The organism is Novosphingobium sp. 550D, from assembly GCF_057401885.1.
Map to the genome: position 1 here is coordinate 2580537 of NZ_CM171613.1, position 21035 is coordinate 2601571.

Sequence of the window (21035 nt, forward strand, 5' to 3'; positions counted from 1 at the left end):
AGCCTTGTGGGGAAACAGGAAAACTGCCGGGCCTATAACCACCCGGCGCCGTCCTGTCGAACCCATTGGGTCTAGTCTTCGCCAAATCCGTCTTTGACCAGACCAGACAGTTTGGCCAGCGCCAGATCAGCGCCGTCACCGGCCACCACGATGTCGACATTGTCGCCACGCGCCGCGCCCAGCATCATCAGGCCGAGGATCGAACCACCCGCAGCCTCCGTCCCGTCCTTGACGACCTTGACGTTCAAGCCGCCCGGCAACATCGCCACCATATTGACAAATTTCGCGCTTGCGCGGGCGTGCAGGCCCTTTGCATTCACGATTTCAACGGTTTCCCGTGCTTCACCCATGCTTCCCTCTCACCTGTTTTCAGGCTTCCTGGCCCAGAAATTCGGACGCTATTGTTATGTAATTGCGCCCGGCGTCGCGCGCCGCGCTGATGGCCACCTGAACGCTCGCGCCCTTGCGCGCGCCGGCCAGACGGATCAGCATCGGCAGATTGATCCCGGCAATCACCTCGACCCGGCCCGCTTCCATCAGCGAAATGGCCAGATTTGACGGTGTTCCGCCGAACAGGTCGGTAAGGATGATCGCGCCTTCTCCGCTGTCGACATTCTTGATCGCCTCGGCAATTTCCTTGCGGCGGCGTTCGACATCGTCATTGGGGCCGATACAGACGGTTGCCACGGCCTCTTGGCGGCCAACCACATGCTCCATCGCACGAACAAATTCCTCGGCCAGATGGCCGTGGGTTACCAGAACAAGGCCAATCATGCCCAATTCTCAAACATCATTCGTGGAAACTTGACGGTAAAGGCGCAGGGCATGTGGGGAGCAAGACCTTTCGCAGGCAAACAAGCGTTGGGTTTCATCGCGCCGCTACTCCTTCAACCAGGTCGGCCGCGCGTGAACCCAGATTACGGTGAATCATTGTGGGCGAAAATCCCGATGCGCGCAAGGCTGCGCCGATTTGTTCGGCCATGAAAACCGATCTGTGTCTCCCGCCGGTACAACCAAACGCCACATGGACATAGGCTTTGCCCTGATGTTGAAAGCGGGGCAGCAACAGCAACAGCATGTCGCGGATCCGGGTAAATGCCTCGTCAAAGGCGGGGTCCTTGCGGATAAAATCGCCAACGGGGCCTTCTTTCCCGGTCATCGGGCGCAAGACTTTGTCCCAATGCGGATTGTCCAGAAAGCGCATGTCGAAAACAAAATCGGCCAGAGGCGGCATCCCCTTGGAAAAGCCGAAACTGGTGATGGTCAAGGTTAACGCCGGGCCCGAATCAGGGGCAAATTGTTCGCGCATCGCCTGTTGCAATGCATTGGTCGAAAAGGCCGTCGTGTTGATGACGATATCGGCCCAGCGGCGCAGCGGCTCCATCATGTCGCGTTCGGCCGAAATGCCGGTGGCAACGGGCATTTCGGTTGCCATGGGGTGGCGTCGGCGGGTTTCGTTGTAACGCCGCTCCAATTCGCCCACGCTGCAATCCAGATAGAGCGTCGCCAGTTCGATATCTTGCCGCGTGCTCAACCGTTTAACCAGTGCAATCACCGATTGGGGATCAAACCCACGCGTGCGCGAATCGAAACCGATGGCCAAGGGCGTGCCCAGTCCGTGATCTTCCCGGCTGGTATCGAGCAGACGTTCGAGAAAGCGGATGGGGAAATTGTCGATGGTTTCCCACCCCAAATCCTCCAAAACCCGCAGCGCCGTGGTCTTTCCCGCGCCCAGCACGCCCGTCACCAACAGGATGCGCTGCTTGTCCGGAGTGCCATGCAAGGTAAGGCTGTCCGAAGCGGCGGGATGTATGTCCGAGGCTGTCATTTGCCTTCTGTGCGCCCAGACCGTTAAAAAGTGAAGAGGGCTGTCTTACGCTAATTAAAGCAATCTCAGGGTTAATCAGAGTTTCCGGCGCGTTTCATACCTTCAGCCCATGCACCCGCAACGCCATTTCCGCGCGCAGAGCCAATGCCGATGCACCCGGCCATAAGGTGATGCACGGCAAGGAAATTTCTCCGACAATCGTTGTCGGGGCCTGCTCAATATGTCGCGGCGCGCCTTCATCCAGACGCAGCATCAGCGCCACCGGGGCCACGGGCGCGACCGGCATGGCAACAATGCCCACGCCGCGCACCTCCATCAACCCATGCGTATTGGGATGGGGAAGGGCATAGAGCGCGCGCTCACGTTCCTCCAGCATAACACTGTCATCGCCGATCAGCACCGCGCCTCGGTCTATCAGCGCCAGCGCGAGCGAGGATTTGCCAACGCCCGGCGCGCCTTCGATCAACATGGCTCGGCCTTCGATGGCCACGCATGTCGATTGTCTGGCCCACTGGCTCATTCTTCCTCGGCCTCGTGGTGATAGGTGGGCAATTCGATCACCAGCCTTGCCCCGCGTTCACCGGGCAGGGGATCGCGGGCGGTCAGCGTGCCGTCATGCGCCTCGACGATGGTGCGCGCGATGGCCAGTCCCAGCCCGGAATGCGACCCGAAATCCTCACCCGCCGGGCGCAGCGAGTGGAAACGTTCGAACACCCTCTCGCGGGCCTGTGGCGGAATGCCGGGGCCTTCGTCGCGGACTTCGACCAGAACATGTTCGACCAAAGCCGTAATCCCGACACGAATTATGCCGCCCGGCGGCGAAAAGGATACCGCGTTGTCGAGCAGGTTTTCCAGCACCCGCTCCAACCTTGCGGCAACGCCTGCGACGATGGCTTCATGATCGCCGGCATATTCCAGCGTCAGGCGGCAATCACGGTTCGCGCCCCGTCGCCCGCGGGCACCAATCATCGCATCGGCCAGCACGATCAGGTCGACCGGTTCAAATTTTGTGCGGGCCAATTCGGCATCGATCCGGCTTGCTTCGGCAATTTCGCTGATCAATCGGTCCATGCGCTGAACATCGTGATTGGCAATGTCCATCAATTGGCGCCGCAAATCGGGATCATCAATTTTATCCAATGACTCCAGCGCGCTGCGCAATGAAGCTAGAGGGTTTTTGATCTCATGCGCAACGTCGGCGGCAAAGCGGTCCACCCCGTCCATCCTTTGCCGCAGGGCCTCGGTCATATCGGACAAGGCGCGTGCCAGCAGCCCGATTTCATCACCGCGATCCGGCAAACGTGGCACCACCACCGTCCGGTCACGCCCCAATCGCACCCGCACCGATGCACGCACCAAAAGGCGCAATGGCTGGACAATCGTGCGCGCCAAAAACAGCGAGAGATAGACCGTCAGCAGCAATGCAATCGCTACCACAATGGCCAATGTCTGCCGTGCATCGCGCACGCTTTGTGTCACATCGCGGGCATTTTGCTGGACCAGCAATACCTGTCCCCGGCGTCCGACGGGGGTGGCGGCGTTGATGATCGGGGTGCGGTCGGGGGCATATCTTTCGCGCACGGCAGTCTGTCCGCTTTTGCGCGCCTCGATCACTTCGGGCCAGTCATTGGCGTGTACGGGTGATTTGGGTTCACGATAGGCAGGCACTTCTGGCGCACCCAGAATGGCGTCCATGCCGCGATCAAGAATGCGCGCGGCCTGCATATACCACGGCTGGATTGCGGGATCGGCCAGATGGAAGGATGGGGGAGCAAGCAGAAAGCTGTCCGCCTCCAACGCGCCATCGGGGCGGAAAAGGCGCAGGCGCAGCGCGTGGCGGCGGCCAATGGTGGTCAAAACCTGCGCGCGTTTGTCATCCGATGCTTGGGCCAGAGCCTCGGCGGCAATCTCGGCCTCGCCGCTGGCGCGTTTGAAACGTTCGCCCAACACTTCGCGGCGATAGGAATCGATGTACAAAAGGCTGAACGCAATCAGCGCCAGCACGATCACATTGACCGCCAGAATGCGCGTGGTCAGCGAAACGCCGCGCCACGGGCCGCCGCGCATATAGGTCGGGCGGCGCGGTATATGTCCCTCCGGCCCGATCATCCGCCCTCGGAAAAGGAATAGCCCGCGCCATAAAGCGTTTCGATGGCCGAAAATGTCGGGTCAACCTGACGGAATTTGCGGCGCAGGCGCTTGATGTGCGAATCGATGGTGCGATCATCGACATAGGTGTCATCATTATAGGCGCAGTCCATCAACTGGTTGCGGCTTTTGATGACTCCGGGGCGCTGGGCCAGTGTTTCGAGGATCAGGAATTCGGTCACGGTCAGTGAAACGGGCTTATCGTCCCAGCGGACTTCATGGCGGGCCGGGTCCATGCTGAGGCGGCCGCGCTGCACCATGTCGGGGGCGGGCGGGGCGTCGGGCGACGAATCGCCTGCGTCGGCGCGGGCGACCTCGACCCGGCGCAGGATGGCCCGGATTCGCGCGACCAGCAGGCGCTGGCTGAAAGGCTTGGTTATGTAATCGTCTGCACCCATGGCAAGGCCGAGCGCCTCGTCCGGCTCCTCGTCCTTGCTGGTCAGGAAAATGACCGGCAGCGCGGATTTTTCACGCAGCCGTTGGAGAAGTTCCAGCCCGTCCATGCGCGGCATCTTGATGTCGAAAATGGCCAGATCGGGCGGATTGTCCAAACAAGCCTTTAACGCGCTGGCCCCGTCGGCATAGACCCGCGTCGTGAACCCTTCGGCCTGTAAGCCAATGGAAACACTGGTCAAAATATTACGATCATCGTCCACCAACGCAATCGTGTGGCGCGGGGGCGTGAAAGAAGCGGGTTTTTCGTTACTGCTCATCCCGAAAACGCCCTGCATGGAACGGCTGAACCAAGCATGAGCGGTAGCCTGTGGCGGGGCGCGGCGCAATGGGAGGGGCGTGGCGCATCGGCATCAAATTCGTGGAAACAGGTGGAAATGCAATCTGCCATTTGACGTAGTGCTAAGTGTCGTCTATTAAAAGCCTCGTCAATTCGTATGCAACTGCGTGAGGGGGCTCTTCGCAAAGCAATTGTTTCGAATAGCCATTCTTGAATCGACCGTTGTTGTTGTGGCCCATATGTTGCGGGTCATTCTTACGGAGTATTCGGTTTTGACCAAGCTGTTTGATGACACTTCCGATCATGCTGGCCTGTTGCGCCGGTGCGATGGGTTGTTGTCTGTCCGGCTTTAGATTTCAGTTTCGCGCATACACCACGGAAGATTGGTGAGAGGAGGGGCGCCGGTGGCTAATGTCGCCGGCGCCTTTTGCCTTTTATGGCCCACAAATTCTTGGCGGCGGGGTGATGGCGTGTCATGCTGGCCGCTCTTTATGCGGAGGGTGATGAGATGAGCTTGCTTGATTCCTTACTGGGCCAATTGTCCGGAAATGTTGATGTTGCGGCCATCGCGCAAAAGGTCGGGATTGATCCGGCCACCGCGCAAAATGCCATTACCGCATTGGGTCAGGCCTATCCGCAGGAAGGTGATACGGTCGAGGCCGCCGCGCAGCAGACCGGACTTGCCCCCGATACACTCAATCAGGTGGTCAGCGCGATGGGCGGCGTTGAAAGCCTGAGCCAGGTGTCGCAGGTTTTGCAGAACAATCCGCAAATCCTCTCGACCATCAACAGCCTGCTCGACCGGGATGGCGACGGCAGCGCGGTCAATGATGTCATCGGTTTTGCCAAAGGATTTTTCGGCAAGGCCTGATCGATGATGGATGTGGCACTGTCGCTGGCCGTTCTGGCCGTTATCCTGTTGGTGATCGGATCGGGCGCGCTGTGGCGTCGCGGCGTGCGTAAACAGGCGATCCTGATGATCGTTCTGGCGGTCGTCTTGGGGGCCAATGTGGCGATATGGAGTTTGCCCGCCCCCGCTGCGCTATCGGCACCGCGTTGAGGGAAACAAAAACGCCCGACCATCAGATCGGGCGTTTTGCATTTTGTCGGATCAGCAGATCAACGGATCGAGCAATCCGGCGCCCGCCCGATCAACGGATCGGGCAATCCGGGGAAAGCCGCATGTCGAGGTAATTGTCCACGGCCCGCATCATTTCGTCGAGTTCATTCTCATAGAAATGGTTGGCGCGCGGGATCTCGTCATGGTGGATCGTGATGTGCTTTTGCGTGCGCAGCTTATCGACTAGCTTCTGCACCGAATTGGGCGTGACGACCGTGTCGGATGCGCCCTGCACGATGATGCCGCTGGCCGGGCAAGGGGCCAGAAAGCTGAAATCATACATGTTGGCGGGCGGCGACACGCTGATGAAGCCGCGGATTTCCGGGCGGCGCATCAAGAGTTGCATCGCGATCAGCGCGCCAAAGCTGTAACCGGCAACCCAGGTCGTGCTCGATTCCGGGTGGATCGACTGGACCCAGTCGAGAGCCGCCGCCGCATCCGACAATTCGCCGATGCCATTGTCAAAGCTGCCCTGCGAACGGCCGACGCCGCGAAAGTTAAAGCGCAGCGTGGCAAAACCGCGCGCGACAAAGGTCTTGTACATAGCCTGCGTCACGCGGTCATTCATCGTGCCGCCGGCCTGCGGGTGCGGGTGGAGGATCATCGCCACGGGCGCGCGCGGGCGGGTGCCGGGTTGAAAGCGGCCTTCGAGGCGGCCCTCGGGGCCGGGAAAGATCACTGCGGGCATCGAACAAATCCCTGATCAAGTGGACAGATCCGGCGGCCATTACGCAAAATTCGCGCAAAACCTGCGGCGGGGACTGTGATTGGAAGCGATGCGCTATATAGAAAGCCGCCTAGCGAAAGCAATGATTTCGCGGTCCCAAGTGTAAAAGAGCGCTAAAATGCCCAAGTCGACGATCTATCTTGACCATGCCGCGACCACGCCGATCCTGCCTGAGGTGCAATCGGCGATCGTTGAGGGCATGCGCGAATGGGCCAATCCGTCGAGCCAACATGGGTCAGGTCGCGGGGCGCGGGCGCAACTGGAATCGGCGCGGGACCGCGTGAAAAAGGCGCTGAACTGGCCCGGAGAAGTGATCTTTACTGGCGGTGCGACCGAGGCGCTGGCCATTGGCTACACCCGTGCGCAGGCCCTGCGCCGCGCGGCCAGCGGGGTGGAGCATTCCGCCGTTGCGCGTTTGGCGGAACGGGACGCGATCATTCCGGTGGACCGTTTGGGGCGGATTGATCCGGAGGCCTTGCCGTCGGTCGATCTGATCGCGGTGCAGCAGGTGAACAATGAAACCGGCGTGATTCAGCCCGATCTGGGCGAAGCGATCCGTGGCAAGGGCGCAGTATGGTTGGCCGATTGCGCGCAGGGGGCGGGGAAATTGCCTTTGCCCGATGCCGACATGATTGCGATTGCCGGGCACAAGATTGGCGCGCCTCCGGGCATCGGGGCGCTGCTGGTGCGCAATTTCGGCCTGCTTCAGCCCAGCGGCGGACAAGAGCGGGGCTATCGCGGCGGCACGGAAAATTTGCCCTATATTCTGGGCCTTGCGACGGCTCTGGAGGCGGATCGGTCCTGGCTGTTTCAGGCTGCCGTCCTGCGCGGGTGGTTCGAGGATGAATTGCGCGAGATGGGCGGCGAAGTCATCGGCCATGGCGCGGAACGTATCGCCACCATTGGTGCCTATCGCCTGCCCGGAGTGAATGCGACGACGGTGCTGATCCGCGCCGATATGGCCGGCATCGCTATTTCGGCGGGGTCGGCATGCAGCAGCGGCAGCCTGAAGCCCAGTCCGGTCATTCTGGCCATGGGGCGCAGCGAGGAGGAGGCGCGCGAGGTTTTCCGCGTTTCCATCGGACGTGGCACGACGCGCGACGATCTGACCGCCTTGCTCAAGGTTTTGCGTGGGGTACGGCGTTGATCTATCTCGATTATCAGGCGACCACGCCCCTGGCCCCCGAAGCGCGAGAGGCGATGCTTTACTGGCTGGGCGCCGATGGTTTCGCCAATCCGCACAGCCCGCACAGGCCCGGCCGCGCCGCCGCCGCCGCCGTTTCGGTCGCCCGCGATCAGGTTGCGGGCATTTTGCCGCCCGGTGGCAACGTCACCTTTACCAGCGGTGCGACCGAGGCGATCAATTTGGCCATTCAGGGCCTGTGCCCGCGCCGCATCGCGGTTTCGGCCATAGAACATGCCGCCGTATTGGACACGGCGCGGGCATGCGGGGCGGTGGTGGATGTATTGCCGGTATCCTCTGACGGTTTGGTGTCGCCCGATGCAGAGATCGCGCCCGATACCGATCTGGTCGCGGTGATGCAGGTGAACAATGAAATCGGCACGGTCCAACCGATTGCCGAACTGGCCGAGCGTGCCCATGCGGCGGGCGCCTTGTTTCTGTGCGATGCGGTGCAGGGGGCGGGCAAGATGGCCGCGCCTGACGGGGCGGATATGATCGCGGTTTCGGCCCACAAATTGTACGGGCCAAAGGGGATTGGCGCGCTCTGGCTGCGTGATGGTGTTTCGCTCTTGCCGTTGATCCATGGCGGGGGGCAGGAAGGCGGGTTGCGTTCGGGGACACTTAGCCCCGCTCTCTGTGCCGGATTCGGTGCGGCGGCCGCCCTGTGTAAAGACCTGTGGATAAAAGATGGGGAACATGTTGAGGCGCTGTGGCAAATCGCCCGCGCGATCCTCCCAGACTGGACTCTCAATGGCAGCGAGGCGCAGCGCTGGCATGGCAATCTCAACATTCGCCGCGACGGGTTGGACGTTGCCCGATTGATGAGCGATTTGCGCGACATCGCCTTTTCCGCGGGCTCGGCCTGTGCCAGCGGGTCGGGGCGGCCCAGCCATGTCCTGACCGCGCTGGGACTTTCGTCGGCACAGGCAAAAAATTCTATCCGGCTTGGTTTCGGGCGCTATACGCAAAGCGGAGAGTTTGCCGAGGCCTTGAAGCGAATCGATGCTGCAGCCAAAGCCCAATAGGGCGGCCGTTTAAGCGGATAGGGGTCTGTTTATAGTGATAAAGGTGCAATTCATCACCGCCGGGGGGCAGCGTATCGAGGCCCAGGCCAATGCGGGCCAACGCCTGCTCGAAGTGGCGCAGGCCGCCGGTATGCCGCTGGAGGGGACTTGCGAGGGCCAGATGGCCTGTTCGACTTGTCATGTGCTGATTTCGCCCGACTGGTTTTCGCGCCTCAAACCGGCCAGCGCCGATGAAGAAGATATGCTTGATCTGGCAGCCGGCGTTGCCGCAACCAGTCGTTTGTCGTGCCAGATCACGCTGGGCGACGATCATGATGGGCTGACAGTGAAAATTCCCGGTGAAAGCCGCGATATGCAGCGCGGGTAACACTTGGGATATGCGTGCCAGCCTGTTAGGAGAGGCGCGATATGCCGAGCGACATCACACAGCCCGATCCGTTTGACGCCATCATTGATGCGCCCTTCGACGCCGCTTTGTCCGAGCGGTATCTGGTCTATGCGCTGTCCACCATCACGGCGCGTTCGCTGCCCGATCTGCGCGATGGGTTGAAGCCTGTTCACCGCCGCCTGCTCTGGGCCATGCGTCAGTTGAAGCTGGACCCGGCGCAGGCGTTCAAGAAATCGGCCCGCGTGGTGGGCGATGTCATCGGCAAATACCACCCGCATGGCGACGCCAGCGTCTATGACGCGATGGTGCGTCTGGCACAGGATTTTGCGCTGCGTTACCCCTTGGTCGAGGGGCAGGGCAATTTCGGCAATATCGACGGCGATAATGCGGCGGCCTATCGTTACACCGAAGCGCGCCTGACCAAGACGGCGATGCAATTGATGGCGGGGCTTGAAGAAGGCACGGTCAATTTCATCCCGACCTATAATGGTGAGGAAGAAGAGCCGGAGATTTTCCCCGGCCTTTTCCCCAACCTGTTGGCCAATGGCGCGACGGGCATTGCGGTCGGCATGGCCACCAGCATTCCCAGCCACAATGTCGCGGAAATTCTCGACGCGACGCTGATGCTGATCGACAATCCGCAGGCAGAACACGCCGAGTTGATGAAGGTATTTCACGGGCCGGATTTCCCGACCGGCGGCATCGTCGTCGACAGTCCGGCGGCGATCTCGCATGCCTATGCCACGGGTAAGGGTTCAATCCGCGTTCGGGCGCGTTTTTCCACCGGGCGCGATGAAGCGGGCAATTGGGAAGCGACCGGCATTGAAAAACTGGGCAGCGGGCAATGGCAGCTGGTCGTCTCGGAAATTCCGTACATGGTGCAAAAGGGCAAGCTGATCGAACAGCTTGCGGGCCTGATTGCGGACAAGAAACTGCCGATCCTTGAAGATGTGCGCGATGAAAGCGACACGCAGATCCGCATCGTTCTGGTGCCCAAGACGCGCAATGTTGATCCAGACCTGCTCAAGGAAAGCCTGTACAAGCTTTCTGAACTGGAAAGCCGGTTCAGCCTCAACCTCAACGTTCTGGATGCGCAGCGGACCCCCGGCGTGTTGGGGCTCAAGCCCTTGCTGCTGCAATGGGTCGTGGCGCAGATCGACATCCTGCAACGCCGCGCCCGCCACCGTCTGGACAAGATCGCCAACCGGCTTGAACTGGTTGAAGGCTATATCATCGCCTATCTCAACCTTGACCGGGTGATCGAGATCATCCGTACCGAGGATGAGCCAAAGCCGGTGATGATGGCCGAATTCAACCTGACCGACCGTCAGGCCGAAGCCATCCTGAACATGCGCCTGCGGTCCTTGCGCAAGCTGGAAGAAATGGAGCTGCGCGGTGAGCGGGACGATCTTCTCAAGGAACAGGATGAGCTGAACAAGCTGCTGGAAAATCCGGCGCGTCAGCGGACCCGGTTGAAGCGCGACCTGACGACCCTGCGCAAGGATTATGCGGAAACGACCGTTCTGGGCCGCCGCCGCACCACGATCGAGGAAGCCGCGCCCACCCGCGAATTCAGCATGGACGCCATGATCGAAAAGGCGCCCCTGACGGTTATCCTCTCGGCTCGCGGATGGATCCGTGCGGCCAGCGGGCATGAGCCGCTGGACAAGGAATATAAGTTCAAAGAGGGCGATGGCCCTGCCTTTGTCCTGCATGCCCAGACGACGGACAAGTTGTTGATCGCGTGCGATAATGGGCGTTTCTATACGCTGGGTTGCGACAAATTGCCCGGCGCCCGCGGCTTTGGTGAGCCGGTGCGCAGCATGGTCGATATTGACGCCGACGCCCATATCGTCGCGATGATCGTCTATCACCCCAAGGCGCAATTGCTGCTGGCCGCCAACACCGGGCGTGGTTTCGCGGCCGAGGCCGACGAATTGCTGGCCGAAACCCGCAAGGGGCGCGCGGTGATGACAGTCAAGGATGGCGTCAAACTGATGGTGGTGCGCGAGATACCGCCTGAACATGACTACGTAGCGGTGATGGGGGAAAACCGCCGCATCGTCATCTTCGGCCTGGTCGAAGTGCCTGTTCTGGCCAAGGGGCAGGGCGTGACGCTCCAGCGTTACCGCGATGGCGGCCTGTCCGACATCATCACGCTGAAATTCGAGGACGGGTTAAGCTGGCAAATGGGCGGCGAAACGGGCCGGACGCGGGTGGAAAAAGACCTGCGTCAATGGCGCGTGGCGCGTGGGGCCGCGGGCAGCTTCGCCCCGCAAGGCTTCCCCCGCGACAACAAGTTTCAGGTCTGATTTGAGGTTTTGGGGGTAAGGATCATCACCTTGCCCTCGACCCGCCATCCTTCGAGCGACGACAGGAAATTCATGCCCAGCACATTGGTCGTGCCTATGGCGGGGGCGATGATGGTGGTCATGTCGGCGGCGTGAATGGAACCTACGTCAAGGCTGCTGATCGCGGCCATCTGGGCTGGGGCATCGCCATTGGCGGTGTGCAGATTGACCTGCGTGGATTGCGGGCCGGGTTCGACCATCGCCTCACGCGCCACTTCGGATGAGACGGTGGTATAGGTGGCCCCCGTATCGATCAGAAAACGTTGGGGCGTGCCATTGACGCTGGCATCGACCCAGTAATGCCCATCCTCGGCCAGAGGAACGCGCGTTTCGCCCCCGCGCACGCTTTGCATCGACACTTGCGCCGCCATGGCCGCGCCCGCGATCACCGGCACGCCGATAAAGGCCCCGCCAAGCTGGATCAGCGTAATGCCAAATGCGACGGTCAGGCCCGCGCTGCCCACCATGCGGATTAAGGCTCCCAAGGCGCCATTGGCCTCGGCCCGGATGATGCCGCCCACCAGCACCAGCGCCATAAACGCAAAGGCCGCACCCAAAACCAGATGGTTGGGAAGGTCGAGCAGGGAATCAATCAGCGGCATCAGGCAGGCTTTCGATTGTATCGAAGAATGCCCTATGTATTTCCCGCGAGTGGCCCGATCTCAATTGCGTTAACCACGCCAACCCGTACCAGCGTGGGACGGATCAATTCGCGCTGTCGGTATCCGCGTCTTCATTGGTCGGATGGTGGGGTTCCAGCACCATCACGCGATCCTCCACCCGCCAGCCTTTGAGCTTGGTCAGGAAGTTCATGCCAAGCACATTGGTTTCACCAAGGCCGGGGGCCACCACCGCCTCGATGTTGCGCGCCACCGCATTGCCCACCTTCAATTCGGGGATAACGATGATCCGGCCTGTCGAATTGCCATTGGCGGTGCGCAATTCGATTTTTCGCCCATCGCTGGGTATGGTCAGGTCGGTTTCGCGCGCCGTGTCGGGGGAAATGGTGGTCAGCGTCGCGCCCGTATCGACAAGGAAACGTCGCGATACGCCATTGATCGATACCCGAACCCAAAAATGCCCATCGCCCGACAAGGGCACGCGGGTGACATTGCCCTCGACCACCTGCTCATCCTTTGGGCCGGGCAGATATTGCGTGATCGCCTTGGGCAGCGGCGTGTCGATCCCGAATTGGCGCAGATCGACAAAGCCCAGAAACACCATAATCAGCGCCACGATCAGCCCCAGATTGCCGATAAAGCGCAACAGCCCGCCCAGCAACGGCACGCGATAGCGCAGAAGATTGCCCAGGATCAGAATGCCCGCACAGATCAGCGAATATTTCAGCAAAGGCTGCGTCGCGACCAGATCGCCCACCTGCGCCCAAAGGGCCGAGCCCGCCGCGATCAATCGATCGATGGCATCGCTTCCAGCCGTTTGTGCGCGGGCAGTGGTCATTCCGTCTCCTTATGGCGCTTCTGTATTCAGCGCTTCGTTCAACAGGGCATCGACCCGCGCGGCATCGGGAAAACCTTCGGCAACCCAAAGCCGTTCGACCATGCGCAACAATTGCGCGATACGCGGGCCTGCGGCGATGCCCCGCGCCACGATATCCCCACCTTTTAAGGGGAAAACGGGGATGGTCCAGTCGCGCAAATCACGAATTGTCCCATTGCAGAGCAGAACGCGGTCCATCGCCCCGTCCATGCCCAATTGATAGGCCAGCGCGCGCGCATCACCCACTTGCCCATCACGCGCGGCCGCAGCAGCCAGCCGCTTTTTCTGCGCGCCCGAAAGGCGGAAACGAGAGGCAACCTGTTCGGCCAAAGATGTATTCGCGGGCAATAAGGCCGCAAGCCGGCGCAAGGCATCGGGCGCCACGCCCTCGACCTTTTCCTGCGCCACCAATTGCGCCAAAGTCTCTGGCGACGCTTCGGGCAGGACGACCGCCAGCACGCCCAACTGTGCCATCCGCGCCACCGTCGGGGCCGGATCGGGCAGGCCGAGGAGGTTCATCATCTCCATCCCGATCCGTTCACGCGACAGGCCCTTGAGCGTTGCGGCCAGTGCGGCGCAGGCCTTTTCGGCCTCTACATCGGCACTCTGGCCAAAACGCGCCTGAAACCGGAAGTAGCGCAGGATGCGCAGGTGGTCTTCCCGGATGCGTTGCGCCGCATCGCCGATAAAACGCACCCGCCGCGTCGCCAGATCGTCCAGCCCGCCGAAATAGTCAAAAATCTCGCCGGTGATCGGGTCTGCATACAGGGCGTTGATCGTGAAATCGCGCCGCGCCGCATCATCACGCCAATCCTGCGCAAAGGCGACCGTTGCGCGCCGCCCATCGGTGGACACATCATGACGCAGCGTCGTTATCTCCACCGGACCGCCCTCCAGCACCGCCGTCACCGTGCCATGTTCGATCCCGGTGGGCACGGTGCGAATGCCCGCCGCCTTGCATCGCGCCATCACTTCATCGGGCAGCAGCGGGGTTGCCGCATCAATATCCTTGACCGACAGGTCCAGCAGCGTGTCGCGCACCGCGCCGCCCACCCAACGCAAGGGGCCAACAGCGGCCACCAATTGCGCCAGATCATCCCGGCTCATCCAGCCGTCACGTTCAAGAAATTGCGTCATACCACTTTCAGATTTTGGGCCAATTCAGCCGTTGGGATAGATTGGCCAGAATGGCCCCGGTAATGCCCCAGATATGATGCCCTTCCCAAGGGATTTCGACCAGATGGCGCAGCTTGCCCTGCCATTCAATGGCGCGGCTTTGATGGTTGGCCGGGTCCATGACAAAGTCGAAGGGGGCCTCAAACCATTCCGCCACTTCATCGGGATTTGGCACCAGCGGCAGATCGGGCGGGATCAGCGCCAGAACCGGCGTTACCGCATAGCCAGATCCGGTAAGGAATGTGTCCAGAGGGCCGATGATGTCCACATGGTGCGGATCAATGCCCAATTCCTCATTTGCCTCACGGACGGCGGCGTCGATTTCATTCTCGCCGGGGTCAAGGCGGCCTCCGGGCAGGGCAACCTGTCCCGCATGGGCGCGCATCGTGCCGGGGCGGTGGATCAGTAAAACGCCGGGATTGGCCCTTTCGGTGACGGCAATCAACACGGCGGCGGGTTTGAATTCGACCATGCCTTCGGTGCGCGGATCGGGGAAAAGCGCGGGCGCAGGCCCGGCCATTCCGGCCTGATACAACCGTTCCAGCTTATGCCGCAGATTGCTCATTGCGGGGTAAGGGGGAAGTTTATCCCCAGACTATCCACAGCCAGTCCACCGTCTGTGCCATCGCCTGTACCGGGGTTTTCCAGCGCCATATCCACCAATTGTCCCCAAGTGGAGCGATTGATCCGCGCCAGACACCCATGGCGTACGCCAAGGTAAATGGCGGGCGTTTCCGCATCGCCCCGCGCGATCAAGGGATGGTCCGGCCCGGCAATCACCGTGTCATCGGTGTTCAACCGAAACGCCAGTGCCCCGTCAATCCGCGCCACATCCACCGCGACAAAGGCGGCATCGGCCACCGCGATCCTCTGTCGATCCTGCGGCGTGACCAGCCAGTGTTGGCCCGCTTCATCGCGCATCAACAGTGTTGAAAAGGCCCTCACCATGGCCGGACGGGTGATCGGCCCGCCCTGATGCCACCATGATCCGTCGGCACGGATCTCCATCTGGCTGTCGAGTTCTTCGGCCGGATGCCATTGATCGACCGGCGGCAGGCGGCGCTGTGCCACCATGTCGGCGATTTCCTGCAACGAAAGTGCGGCCAGATCGGGGGGCGGAGTATAAGGCATATCGGCAATATGGGGCAGGCGGTGGCTATGCGCCAGTGGTCCGTCTGCCCAAATTCTGTTTAAGCCCAGGGGCCAAGCATGCCCTTTTGCGGAAGAACGGCGGTGTTGTCACAGCGCACCAGCAGGCGGTGCTGTTCAAACGGTCCGGGCAATTCCCATTCGCCGGTGGGCGCATTGGTAAAGCCCCAGAAGCGGCCATAATATTCCGGGTCGCCAATCATCACCATCGGCAGCGGCGCCTGCGGGTTCATGGCCGAAATCGCGGCGGTGACCAGCGCCTTGCCAAAGCCGCGCCCCTGAATTTCGGGCAGGACGGCCACAGGGCCGACCATGACCATCGGATGGCGCCGCCCATCGGGATCGGTCAGCGCGACCGGCCAGCATTGGATCGAGCCGACCAGATGCTGTTCCTCGTCCACCGCGGCAAAGGAAAGCGCGGGCAGCCATTCGGCATCGCCGCGCACCTTATAGGCGGTGCGTCCGCGTCGTTCCGGCTCGAACGCACGATCAAGCAATTCCTCGACGAGCGAGGGGTCGACATTGTCCAGCGGAATGAGCGAGGGTTCGATTGCCATAATGCCCGGCGCGTTAGGGCAGGGGGGCACCATATGCAAGGAAATGCTTGCAGGGCGCAGGCTGTCGCGCCACGGATCGGCGCATGATCTTTGGTGTGGACGAAGCGGGGCGCGGCCCCTTGGCGGGGCCTGTTGTGGCGGGCGCGGTGTGGTTGGCCGACAGCGCCATTGCGGGGCTGAACGACAGCAAGAAATTATCGGCGAAAAAGCGCGGGCCATTGGAGGCGCGCATCATGGCCGAGGCGCATTGGGCCATTGGCGTGGTCGAGGCCGATGAGATCGACCGCATCAACATCTTTGCCGCCACGATGCTGGCCATGACGCGGGCTGTGGCCGGGCTGGTGGCCAAGGTGGGTGAACCGGCGATGGTGCTGATCGACGGCAACAAGACGCCGCAGGGGCGGGTCGCGGACTGGCGATGGGCGGCGCGGGCGATTGTGGGGGGCGATGCCAGTGAGGCGGCGATTTCGGCCGCCAGCATCATCGCCAAGGAACACCGTGATCGGGTGATGCGTGAATTGGCGGCGCTGCACCCGCATTATGGGTGGGACCGGAACGCCGGATATGGCACGGCGGAGCATCTGGCCGCGCTGCGTGAACATGGGGCCACGGTGCATCATCGGCGGTCCTTCGCGCCGGTTGCTCAATTGCCGCTTTTGTAAAAATTTGCGGTGTGAGTCTGCTTTGTCACGCCACTAGATGTTGAGTCTGTCGATTCGCCTGTGACTCTATCCCTTGTGTCAGACTCTTTCTGTTCTCCTGTTCTTGACTCGGTTCATACGCCGCGACTCGTGGTGACTCCACGAGTCGGGCCTTGACGAGAGTCTGTGTTTGAATCATTGAGGGGGTGTTAGAGACACTTATTCACAGGAATTATCATGGGCAACGTCCTTCTCAAGGAGCGCGCACGCTCCACCCCGGCTCCGCGCAAGATCGCCAGCCGCATCAGGAAGGATCTTGTCCTCAAGCCGGTCGAAACGCCCAAGGCCGACCTGCCGCTGGGCCGCATTCTGGACGGTGATTGCATCGAGGCGATGCGCAGCATCCCCACGGCCAGCGTCGATATGGTGTTCGCCGACCCGCCGTATAACCTTCAGCTCGGCGGCGACCTTGCCCGCCCGGATGGCAGCCATGTCGATGCCGTCACCAATGATTGGGACAAGTTCGACAGTTTCGGCACCTATGACCGTTTTACCCGCGCCTGGCTGGCCGAAGCGCGCCGCGTGTTGAAGCCTAATGGCTCGCTTTGGGTGATCGGTTCGTATCACAACATCTTCCGCGTCGGCGCGATCCTTCAGGACATGGGCTTTTGGATCCTGAACGATATCGTGTGGCGCAAATCGAACCCGATGCCCAATTTCAAGGGCACGCGCTTTACCAATGCCCATGAAACGCTGATTTGGTGCAGCATGGGCGAGGAGGCGAAATACACGTTCAATTATCGCGCGATGAAGACGTTGAACGATGAGCTTCAGATGCGCAGCGACTGGGTGCTGCCGATCTGCAACGGGGCCGAGCGGTTGAAGAAGGGCGGGTCGAAGGTCCACCCGACGCAAAAGCCCGAAAGCCTGCTCTATCGCGTGATGCTGGCCACGACCAACAAGGGCGATGTGGTGCTTGACCCGTTCTTTGGCACCGGCACGACCGGGGCTGTGGCCAAGCGTTTGGGTCGGGAATGGATTGGTTGTGAGCGTGAGCAGAACTATCGCGATGCCGCGATGGAACGTATCCAAATGGCGCTGCCTCTGGACGAATCCGCCATCAGCACGATGAAGAGCAAGCGCGCCGCGCCCAAGGTTCCCTTCGGCACGTTGATCGAAACCGGCTGGATTAAGCCGGGCACGGTTCTGACCGGCAAGAAGGGGCGCAATCGTCCGGCCTTTACCGCCGTGGTGCGCGCGGATGGCTCGCTGGTTTCGGACAAGATTGAAGGCTCGATCCATTCCTGCGGTGCGCAATTGCAGGGCGCGCCCAGCTGCAACGGCTGGACCTTTTGGAACATCGAGCATGAGGGCAAGATGAAGCCCCTCGACGCCATCCGTCAGCTTTATCTGCTGGCAAACGAGGACTGATCGGGTTTAGACGCGGCGCATGACTGTATATTTGCGCCCGATCGCCCTTGTCGACAGCCCCCAGTCCGAGGATGGTGAAGCCATCCGTCTGGCCGGGGGGCTGACTTATGCCAGCCGTTTTGCGCTGATCCGGCGCGAAGGCGGCAAGATTGTCGAACGCACCCGCTTTGGCGTGGCCGAGGCGGGGCGTGTGATCCGCGGCGATGTTGAGGAACAGTGGGAGGCTTTGCGCAACCCCCGCGCGCCGCTGATCATGGGCGAGCGCATCATCCGCCTTGATCAGCCCCAGATCATGGGCATTTTGAACATCACGCCCGACAGTTTTTCGGACGCCGGGCGCAACATGTCCGGCCCCAATGTCGCCATCGCCCATGCCGGCGCGATGCTGGAGGCAGGCGCGGCCATCATCGACATTGGCGGCGAAAGCACGCGCCCCGGCGCCCCCCCGGTGTGGGAAGGCGACGAGATCGAGCGCATTGTCCCCGTGATTGAAAAGCTGTCGCGTACCGGGGCGGCCATCAGCGTCGATACGCGCCGCGTGGGGGTATTCGAGGCTGCCTTGGCCGCGGGCGGGCATTTGTGGAACGATGTGTCGGGCCTGCGCCATGATCCGCGCAGCCGGGAATTTGCCGCCCATTCCGGCGCCCCGGTCTGCATTATGCATGCGCCGGGTAAGGGGGACGACCTGCACGATGACGGGATCTATCAGGACGTCGTGCTGGATGTCTTCGACTGGCTCAAGGCTCAGCGCGATGCGGCCGAGGCGGCAGGCGTGGCGCGGGACAGGATCCTGCTCGACCCCGGCATCGGCTTTGGCAAGACGTTGCAGGAAAACCTCGCGCTGATGAATGGTTTGCCGCTGTTCCATGCGCTTGGCTGTGCTTTGCTGGTCGGGGCCAGCCGCAAGCGGATGATCGGCGCGCTGTCCAATGAAGCGCCTGCGGATAAGCGTCTGGGCGGCTCGCTGATGCTGGCGACGAAGATGATGGACGCCGGGGTTCAGGTCATCCGCGTGCATGATGTGGCGCAGACGGTGCAGGCCTTGCACGTGTGGCGCGGGGTGCGGGACGCAGCGCTGACGGATTTTGGGCAGTTGGTTTAGGGTTAAGGGTGCCTCCGGCGGGCAAAGGGTCTTAACCCTTTGCGATCCCTTTAAGGGGTGGCGCTCCTAATCGTCCTTGTGCGAAGTTGCCGCGCCGCAGGCTATGAAACCACTTCGCGGATCGGCGTTATTTGGCAGGCCAAACGCTAAATTAACGGGATTGCAAAGGGTCGGGACCCTTTGCCCGCCGGAGGCTCAAATTAAAACCTAAGCCGCATCCCCAATGCCAAGCTCGCTCAATTTGCGATAGAGCGTCGAACGCCCGATCCCCAACCGCCGCGCCACTTCGGTCATACGCCCGCGATAATGGCCAATGGCCAGCCGGATGACGTCGGCCTCGATGTCTTCGAGCGGACGCAGATTGCCGTCGGCAGTGAACAGCATTACGCCCGCGCTTTCATGGGTAACGCCGCTATTTGCGCCAATGGGCTCGGCGGAAATCATGCTGGACAGCTGCGGGAAGTCGTCGGCGGTCAGCGCATCGCCATCACAGAAAACCGCAGCGCGGAAGAGCACCGCTTGCAATTGCCGAACATTGCCGGGCCAGTCATAGGCAGACAGCAGCGCCAGCGCCCCATCGGTAATGCCCAGTTGGCGCAAGCCGGGTTGCTCGCCAATCCGGGCCAGAAAATGCCGCGCCAGCGCCGGAATATCCCCCAGCCGCGCACGCAGCGGAGGCAGCGCCACTGTGGTTGCACAAATTGCCGCGTGCAATTCGGGCAGGAAATCGCCGTGGAGGATCAATTCCTTGAGAGGATAATTCGACGCCGCGATCAGGCGCACATCCACACGAAATGCATGGCGCGCGCCAATCGGTCGGCATGACCCCGTGGTCAGATATTCGGCCAGCCGCGCCTGAACCCCGATGGGCAGGCGGTCGATCTCATCAATGACCAGCGTTGCACCATCGCAATATTGGATCGCGCCCATTTGCCGGTCAAACGCGCCCGGAAATGCACCCTTTTCGTGGCCGAACAGGGCCGATTCAATTGAATTGCCCGGCGTTGACCCGGCATTGACGATACGCAGCGGCATTTTTGCGCGTTGCGAAGCGGCGTGAATGGCGCGCACCAGCATTTCCTTGCCGGTCCCGCTTTCGCCTTCGATCAGCAAATGGCCCTGACCCCGCGCCGCCTTTGCCGCAATGGCCAAAGCGGTGCGGAAGGAGGGCGCGGCCCCGATCATCGATTCAAAATCGGCAGGACCGTTCATCTTTTCGGTCAGCGGCTGCAATTCATCGCGCGGCGTTTCCCGCGTTGTGGCGTTGCGCAGCGCGCTCATCAACCGGTCGGGCGCGATGGGTTTGATCAGGTAATCGGTTGCCCCCGCACGCATGGCCTCGACCGCCAACAAAGGCGACGCCGACGTGGTCAGCATCAGGATCGGCAGCGCCGGACGGCGCCCGCGCAAATCGGCAATCAGCGAGCAGGCCTCGTCACCGGGCACCCATTGGTCAAGGATGACCGCGCCCAATTGCATGCCCTGACGCGTGCCCAGCATGGCCACCGCCGTTTCGGCATCATTGACCACCAGCGTCCGCCACCCTTCACGCGCGGCCAGAGCCGTGATCAGGCGGCTCTGCGCCGGTTCATCATCGATCAGCATCAACAGGCGCTGTTCGGATTCTGCCATATTTGCCCGGTCTGTCGTCATGGCTTTGGCATTTAGCCAATATGGGTAAAGACCTGCTTAAACCTGTCTTGTTTCGGGACCGGAATTCTTCTGAGGCCAATCCTACCTTTGGGCCATTTATCGCGGCGACATTCGAATGGGGCAGTTTTGCCTTGTGCCTCATGGGCGTGGTGATAAGAATTGCACAAGAACTAATGGGACAGGGGAAAAATCAATGGCGCAAAGTCAGGATATTACCGCGGCCAAGCAAACCTATGAAGGTTTCATTCGGCTGATCAAAATCAGTACCCCCATTATTGCTATTTTGGCTGCCTTCATCGTCTACCTTATCTCCCGCTGAAAGGTCT

General features: G+C 61.3%; 24 protein-coding genes. 10 read left to right on the forward strand and 14 right to left on the reverse strand.

Features of this window, described 5'->3' with window-relative positions:
- Positions 1–71: 71 nt before the first annotated feature.
- The 6 genes from AC2S2E_RS12210 to AC2S2E_RS12235 all read right to left on the reverse strand — a co-directional run bounded on the left by AC2S2E_RS12210 (position 72) and on the right by AC2S2E_RS12235 (position 4689).
- Positions 72–350, reverse strand: coding sequence for an HPr family phosphocarrier protein (locus tag AC2S2E_RS12210; RefSeq protein ID WP_476103870.1), 279 nt, complete (start codon positions 348–350; stop codon positions 72–74).
- A gap of 19 nt (positions 351–369) precedes the next feature.
- Positions 370–774, reverse strand: a complete 405-nt coding sequence (locus tag AC2S2E_RS12215; protein ID WP_476103868.1) for a PTS sugar transporter subunit IIA — start codon at positions 772–774, stop codon at positions 370–372.
- A 94-nt stretch (positions 775–868) separates the two neighbouring features.
- A complete protein-coding gene (gene rapZ, locus AC2S2E_RS12220) occupies positions 869–1828 on the reverse strand; it encodes an RNase adapter RapZ (RefSeq protein WP_476103866.1) in 960 nt (319 codons plus the stop codon).
- A gap of 94 nt (positions 1829–1922) precedes the next feature.
- Positions 1923–2348: an HPr kinase/phosphorylase gene (locus tag AC2S2E_RS12225; RefSeq protein WP_486522522.1), complete on the reverse strand. Its 426-nt coding sequence runs from the start codon at positions 2346–2348 to the stop codon at positions 1923–1925.
- On the reverse strand, positions 2345–3937 hold the full coding sequence (locus tag AC2S2E_RS12230; protein WP_486522523.1) for a sensor histidine kinase: 1593 nt from the start codon (positions 3935–3937) through the stop codon (positions 2345–2347). Before AC2S2E_RS12230 ends, AC2S2E_RS12225 begins: the two co-directional genes overlap by 4 nt.
- On the reverse strand, positions 3934–4689 hold the full coding sequence (locus AC2S2E_RS12235; RefSeq protein WP_476103860.1) for a response regulator transcription factor: 756 nt from the start codon (positions 4687–4689) through the stop codon (positions 3934–3936). The genes AC2S2E_RS12230 and AC2S2E_RS12235 overlap by 4 nt, the downstream gene beginning before the upstream one ends.
- Positions 4690–5217: 528 nt before the next feature.
- On the opposite strand from AC2S2E_RS12235, the gene AC2S2E_RS12240 reads away from it, so the two are divergent.
- Together AC2S2E_RS12240 and AC2S2E_RS12245 are read left to right on the forward strand one after the other, a co-directional pair.
- Positions 5218–5580, forward strand: coding sequence for a hypothetical protein (locus AC2S2E_RS12240; protein WP_476103858.1), 363 nt, complete (start codon positions 5218–5220; stop codon positions 5578–5580).
- A 3-nt stretch (positions 5581–5583) separates the two neighbouring features.
- On the forward strand, positions 5584–5769 hold the full coding sequence (locus AC2S2E_RS12245; RefSeq protein ID WP_476103856.1) for a hypothetical protein: 186 nt from the start codon (positions 5584–5586) through the stop codon (positions 5767–5769).
- 91 nt (positions 5770–5860) lie between these two features.
- On the opposite strand, the gene AC2S2E_RS12250 is transcribed toward AC2S2E_RS12245, so the two are convergent.
- Positions 5861–6517 carry an alpha/beta hydrolase gene (locus AC2S2E_RS12250; RefSeq protein ID WP_476103854.1) on the reverse strand — a complete coding sequence of 219 codons (657 nt, stop codon included), beginning with the start codon at positions 6515–6517 and terminating at the stop codon, positions 5861–5863.
- 157 nt (positions 6518–6674) lie between these two features.
- Between AC2S2E_RS12250 and AC2S2E_RS12255 the strand changes: the two genes are divergently transcribed.
- From AC2S2E_RS12255 to parC, 4 genes are read left to right on the forward strand one after another with little or no spacing between them, the layout of a single operon-like run.
- Positions 6675–7703: a cysteine desulfurase family protein gene (locus tag AC2S2E_RS12255; RefSeq protein ID WP_486522524.1), complete on the forward strand. Its 1029-nt coding sequence runs from the start codon at positions 6675–6677 to the stop codon at positions 7701–7703.
- Positions 7700–8764, forward strand: coding sequence for a cysteine desulfurase family protein (locus tag AC2S2E_RS12260; RefSeq protein ID WP_486522525.1), 1065 nt, complete (start codon positions 7700–7702; stop codon positions 8762–8764). Before AC2S2E_RS12255 ends, AC2S2E_RS12260 begins: the two co-directional genes overlap by 4 nt.
- Positions 8765–8801: 37 nt before the next feature.
- Complete coding sequence (locus tag AC2S2E_RS12265; RefSeq protein WP_476104190.1) at positions 8802–9131, forward strand: 2Fe-2S iron-sulfur cluster-binding protein; 330 nt, start codon at positions 8802–8804, stop codon at positions 9129–9131.
- Between the two features lie 41 nt (positions 9132–9172).
- Positions 9173–11464 (forward strand): DNA topoisomerase IV subunit A, encoded by a 2292-nt coding sequence (parC, locus tag AC2S2E_RS12270; RefSeq protein WP_486522526.1) that lies wholly within the window; start codon positions 9173–9175, stop codon positions 11462–11464.
- On the opposite strand, the gene AC2S2E_RS12275 is transcribed toward parC, so the two are convergent.
- The 6 genes from AC2S2E_RS12275 to AC2S2E_RS12300 all read right to left on the reverse strand — a co-directional run bounded on the left by AC2S2E_RS12275 (position 11455) and on the right by AC2S2E_RS12300 (position 15882).
- Entirely contained in the window at positions 11455–12105 is a 651-nt protein-coding gene (locus AC2S2E_RS12275) for a retropepsin-like aspartic protease family protein (RefSeq protein WP_476103846.1), read from the reverse strand. The genes parC and AC2S2E_RS12275 overlap by 10 nt on opposite strands.
- Positions 12106–12208: 103 nt before the next feature.
- Positions 12209–12961: a retropepsin-like aspartic protease family protein gene (locus AC2S2E_RS12280; protein ID WP_486522527.1), complete on the reverse strand. Its 753-nt coding sequence runs from the start codon at positions 12959–12961 to the stop codon at positions 12209–12211.
- A gap of 9 nt (positions 12962–12970) precedes the next feature.
- Positions 12971–14137, reverse strand: a complete 1167-nt coding sequence (locus AC2S2E_RS12285) for a CCA tRNA nucleotidyltransferase (RefSeq protein ID WP_486522528.1) — start codon at positions 14135–14137, stop codon at positions 12971–12973.
- A gap of 7 nt (positions 14138–14144) precedes the next feature.
- Entirely contained in the window at positions 14145–14741 is a 597-nt protein-coding gene (locus AC2S2E_RS12290; protein ID WP_476103840.1) for a CoA pyrophosphatase, read from the reverse strand.
- Entirely contained in the window at positions 14738–15307 is a 570-nt protein-coding gene (locus AC2S2E_RS12295) for a DUF1285 domain-containing protein (protein ID WP_476103837.1), read from the reverse strand. Before AC2S2E_RS12295 ends, AC2S2E_RS12290 begins: the two co-directional genes overlap by 4 nt.
- A gap of 59 nt (positions 15308–15366) precedes the next feature.
- Positions 15367–15882, reverse strand: coding sequence for a GNAT family N-acetyltransferase (locus AC2S2E_RS12300; protein WP_476103835.1), 516 nt, complete (start codon positions 15880–15882; stop codon positions 15367–15369).
- Between the two features lie 83 nt (positions 15883–15965).
- Between AC2S2E_RS12300 and AC2S2E_RS12305 the strand changes: the two genes are divergently transcribed.
- The 3 genes from AC2S2E_RS12305 to folP all read left to right on the forward strand — a co-directional run bounded on the left by AC2S2E_RS12305 (position 15966) and on the right by folP (position 19056).
- Positions 15966–16544 carry a ribonuclease HII gene (locus AC2S2E_RS12305; protein WP_486522529.1) on the forward strand — a complete coding sequence of 193 codons (579 nt, stop codon included), beginning with the start codon at positions 15966–15968 and terminating at the stop codon, positions 16542–16544.
- Positions 16545–16760: 216 nt separating this feature from the next.
- The gene (locus tag AC2S2E_RS12310) at positions 16761–17954 is read left to right on the forward strand and encodes a DNA methyltransferase (RefSeq protein WP_486522530.1); all 1194 of its coding nucleotides are present in this window, start codon (positions 16761–16763) and stop codon (positions 17952–17954) included.
- Positions 17955–17973: 19 nt separating this feature from the next.
- Positions 17974–19056, forward strand: coding sequence for a dihydropteroate synthase (folP, locus tag AC2S2E_RS12315; protein ID WP_486522531.1), 1083 nt, complete (start codon positions 17974–17976; stop codon positions 19054–19056).
- A 207-nt stretch (positions 19057–19263) separates the two neighbouring features.
- Here the strand turns inward: folP and AC2S2E_RS12320 are convergent, their stop codons facing one another.
- Positions 19264–20688, reverse strand: coding sequence for a sigma-54-dependent transcriptional regulator (locus tag AC2S2E_RS12320; protein WP_486522532.1), 1425 nt, complete (start codon positions 20686–20688; stop codon positions 19264–19266).
- A gap of 214 nt (positions 20689–20902) precedes the next feature.
- On the opposite strand from AC2S2E_RS12320, the gene AC2S2E_RS12325 reads away from it, so the two are divergent.
- Positions 20903–21028: an aa3-type cytochrome c oxidase subunit IV gene (locus AC2S2E_RS12325; protein ID WP_486522533.1), complete on the forward strand. Its 126-nt coding sequence runs from the start codon at positions 20903–20905 to the stop codon at positions 21026–21028.
- Positions 21029–21035: the final 7 nt, after the last annotated feature.

Excerpts from the sequence above, each read along its gene's own strand:
- AC2S2E_RS12285 (WP_486522528.1), bottom strand. The coding sequence starts at position 14,137 with ATGACGCAATTTCTTGAACGTGACGGCTGGATGAGCCGGGATGATCTG.
- AC2S2E_RS12225 (WP_486522522.1), bottom strand. The coding sequence starts at position 2,348 with ATGAGCCAGTGGGCCAGACAATCGACATGCGTGGCCATCGAAGGCCGA.
- AC2S2E_RS12240 (WP_476103858.1), top strand. The coding sequence starts at position 5,218 with ATGAGCTTGCTTGATTCCTTACTGGGCCAATTGTCCGGAAATGTTGAT.
- AC2S2E_RS12235 (WP_476103860.1), bottom strand. The coding sequence starts at position 4,689 with ATGAGCAGTAACGAAAAACCCGCTTCTTTCACGCCCCCGCGCCACACG.
- AC2S2E_RS12210 (WP_476103870.1), bottom strand. The coding sequence starts at position 350 with ATGGGTGAAGCACGGGAAACCGTTGAAATCGTGAATGCAAAGGGCCTG.
- AC2S2E_RS12320 (WP_486522532.1), bottom strand. The coding sequence starts at position 20,688 with ATGGCAGAATCCGAACAGCGCCTGTTGATGCTGATCGATGATGAACCG.
- AC2S2E_RS12255 (WP_486522524.1), top strand. The coding sequence starts at position 6,675 with ATGCCCAAGTCGACGATCTATCTTGACCATGCCGCGACCACGCCGATC.
- AC2S2E_RS12295 (WP_476103837.1), bottom strand. The coding sequence starts at position 15,307 with ATGCCTTATACTCCGCCCCCCGATCTGGCCGCACTTTCGTTGCAGGAA.
- folP (WP_486522531.1), top strand. The coding sequence starts at position 17,974 with ATGACTGTATATTTGCGCCCGATCGCCCTTGTCGACAGCCCCCAGTCC.
- AC2S2E_RS12280 (WP_486522527.1), bottom strand. The coding sequence starts at position 12,961 with ATGACCACTGCCCGCGCACAAACGGCTGGAAGCGATGCCATCGATCGA.
- AC2S2E_RS12275 (WP_476103846.1), bottom strand. The coding sequence starts at position 12,105 with ATGCCGCTGATTGATTCCCTGCTCGACCTTCCCAACCATCTGGTTTTG.
- AC2S2E_RS12215 (WP_476103868.1), bottom strand. The coding sequence starts at position 774 with ATGATTGGCCTTGTTCTGGTAACCCACGGCCATCTGGCCGAGGAATTT.
- rapZ (WP_476103866.1), bottom strand. The coding sequence starts at position 1,828 with ATGACAGCCTCGGACATACATCCCGCCGCTTCGGACAGCCTTACCTTG.
- AC2S2E_RS12300 (WP_476103835.1), bottom strand. The coding sequence starts at position 15,882 with ATGGCAATCGAACCCTCGCTCATTCCGCTGGACAATGTCGACCCCTCG.
- AC2S2E_RS12230 (WP_486522523.1), bottom strand. The coding sequence starts at position 3,937 with ATGATCGGGCCGGAGGGACATATACCGCGCCGCCCGACCTATATGCGC.
- AC2S2E_RS12305 (WP_486522529.1), top strand. The coding sequence starts at position 15,966 with ATGATCTTTGGTGTGGACGAAGCGGGGCGCGGCCCCTTGGCGGGGCCT.
- AC2S2E_RS12325 (WP_486522533.1), top strand. The coding sequence starts at position 20,903 with ATGGCGCAAAGTCAGGATATTACCGCGGCCAAGCAAACCTATGAAGGT.
- AC2S2E_RS12310 (WP_486522530.1), top strand. The coding sequence starts at position 16,761 with ATGGGCAACGTCCTTCTCAAGGAGCGCGCACGCTCCACCCCGGCTCCG.
- AC2S2E_RS12245 (WP_476103856.1), top strand. The coding sequence starts at position 5,584 with ATGATGGATGTGGCACTGTCGCTGGCCGTTCTGGCCGTTATCCTGTTG.
- parC (WP_486522526.1), top strand. The coding sequence starts at position 9,173 with ATGCCGAGCGACATCACACAGCCCGATCCGTTTGACGCCATCATTGAT.
- AC2S2E_RS12250 (WP_476103854.1), bottom strand. The coding sequence starts at position 6,517 with ATGCCCGCAGTGATCTTTCCCGGCCCCGAGGGCCGCCTCGAAGGCCGC.
- AC2S2E_RS12290 (WP_476103840.1), bottom strand. The coding sequence starts at position 14,741 with ATGAGCAATCTGCGGCATAAGCTGGAACGGTTGTATCAGGCCGGAATG.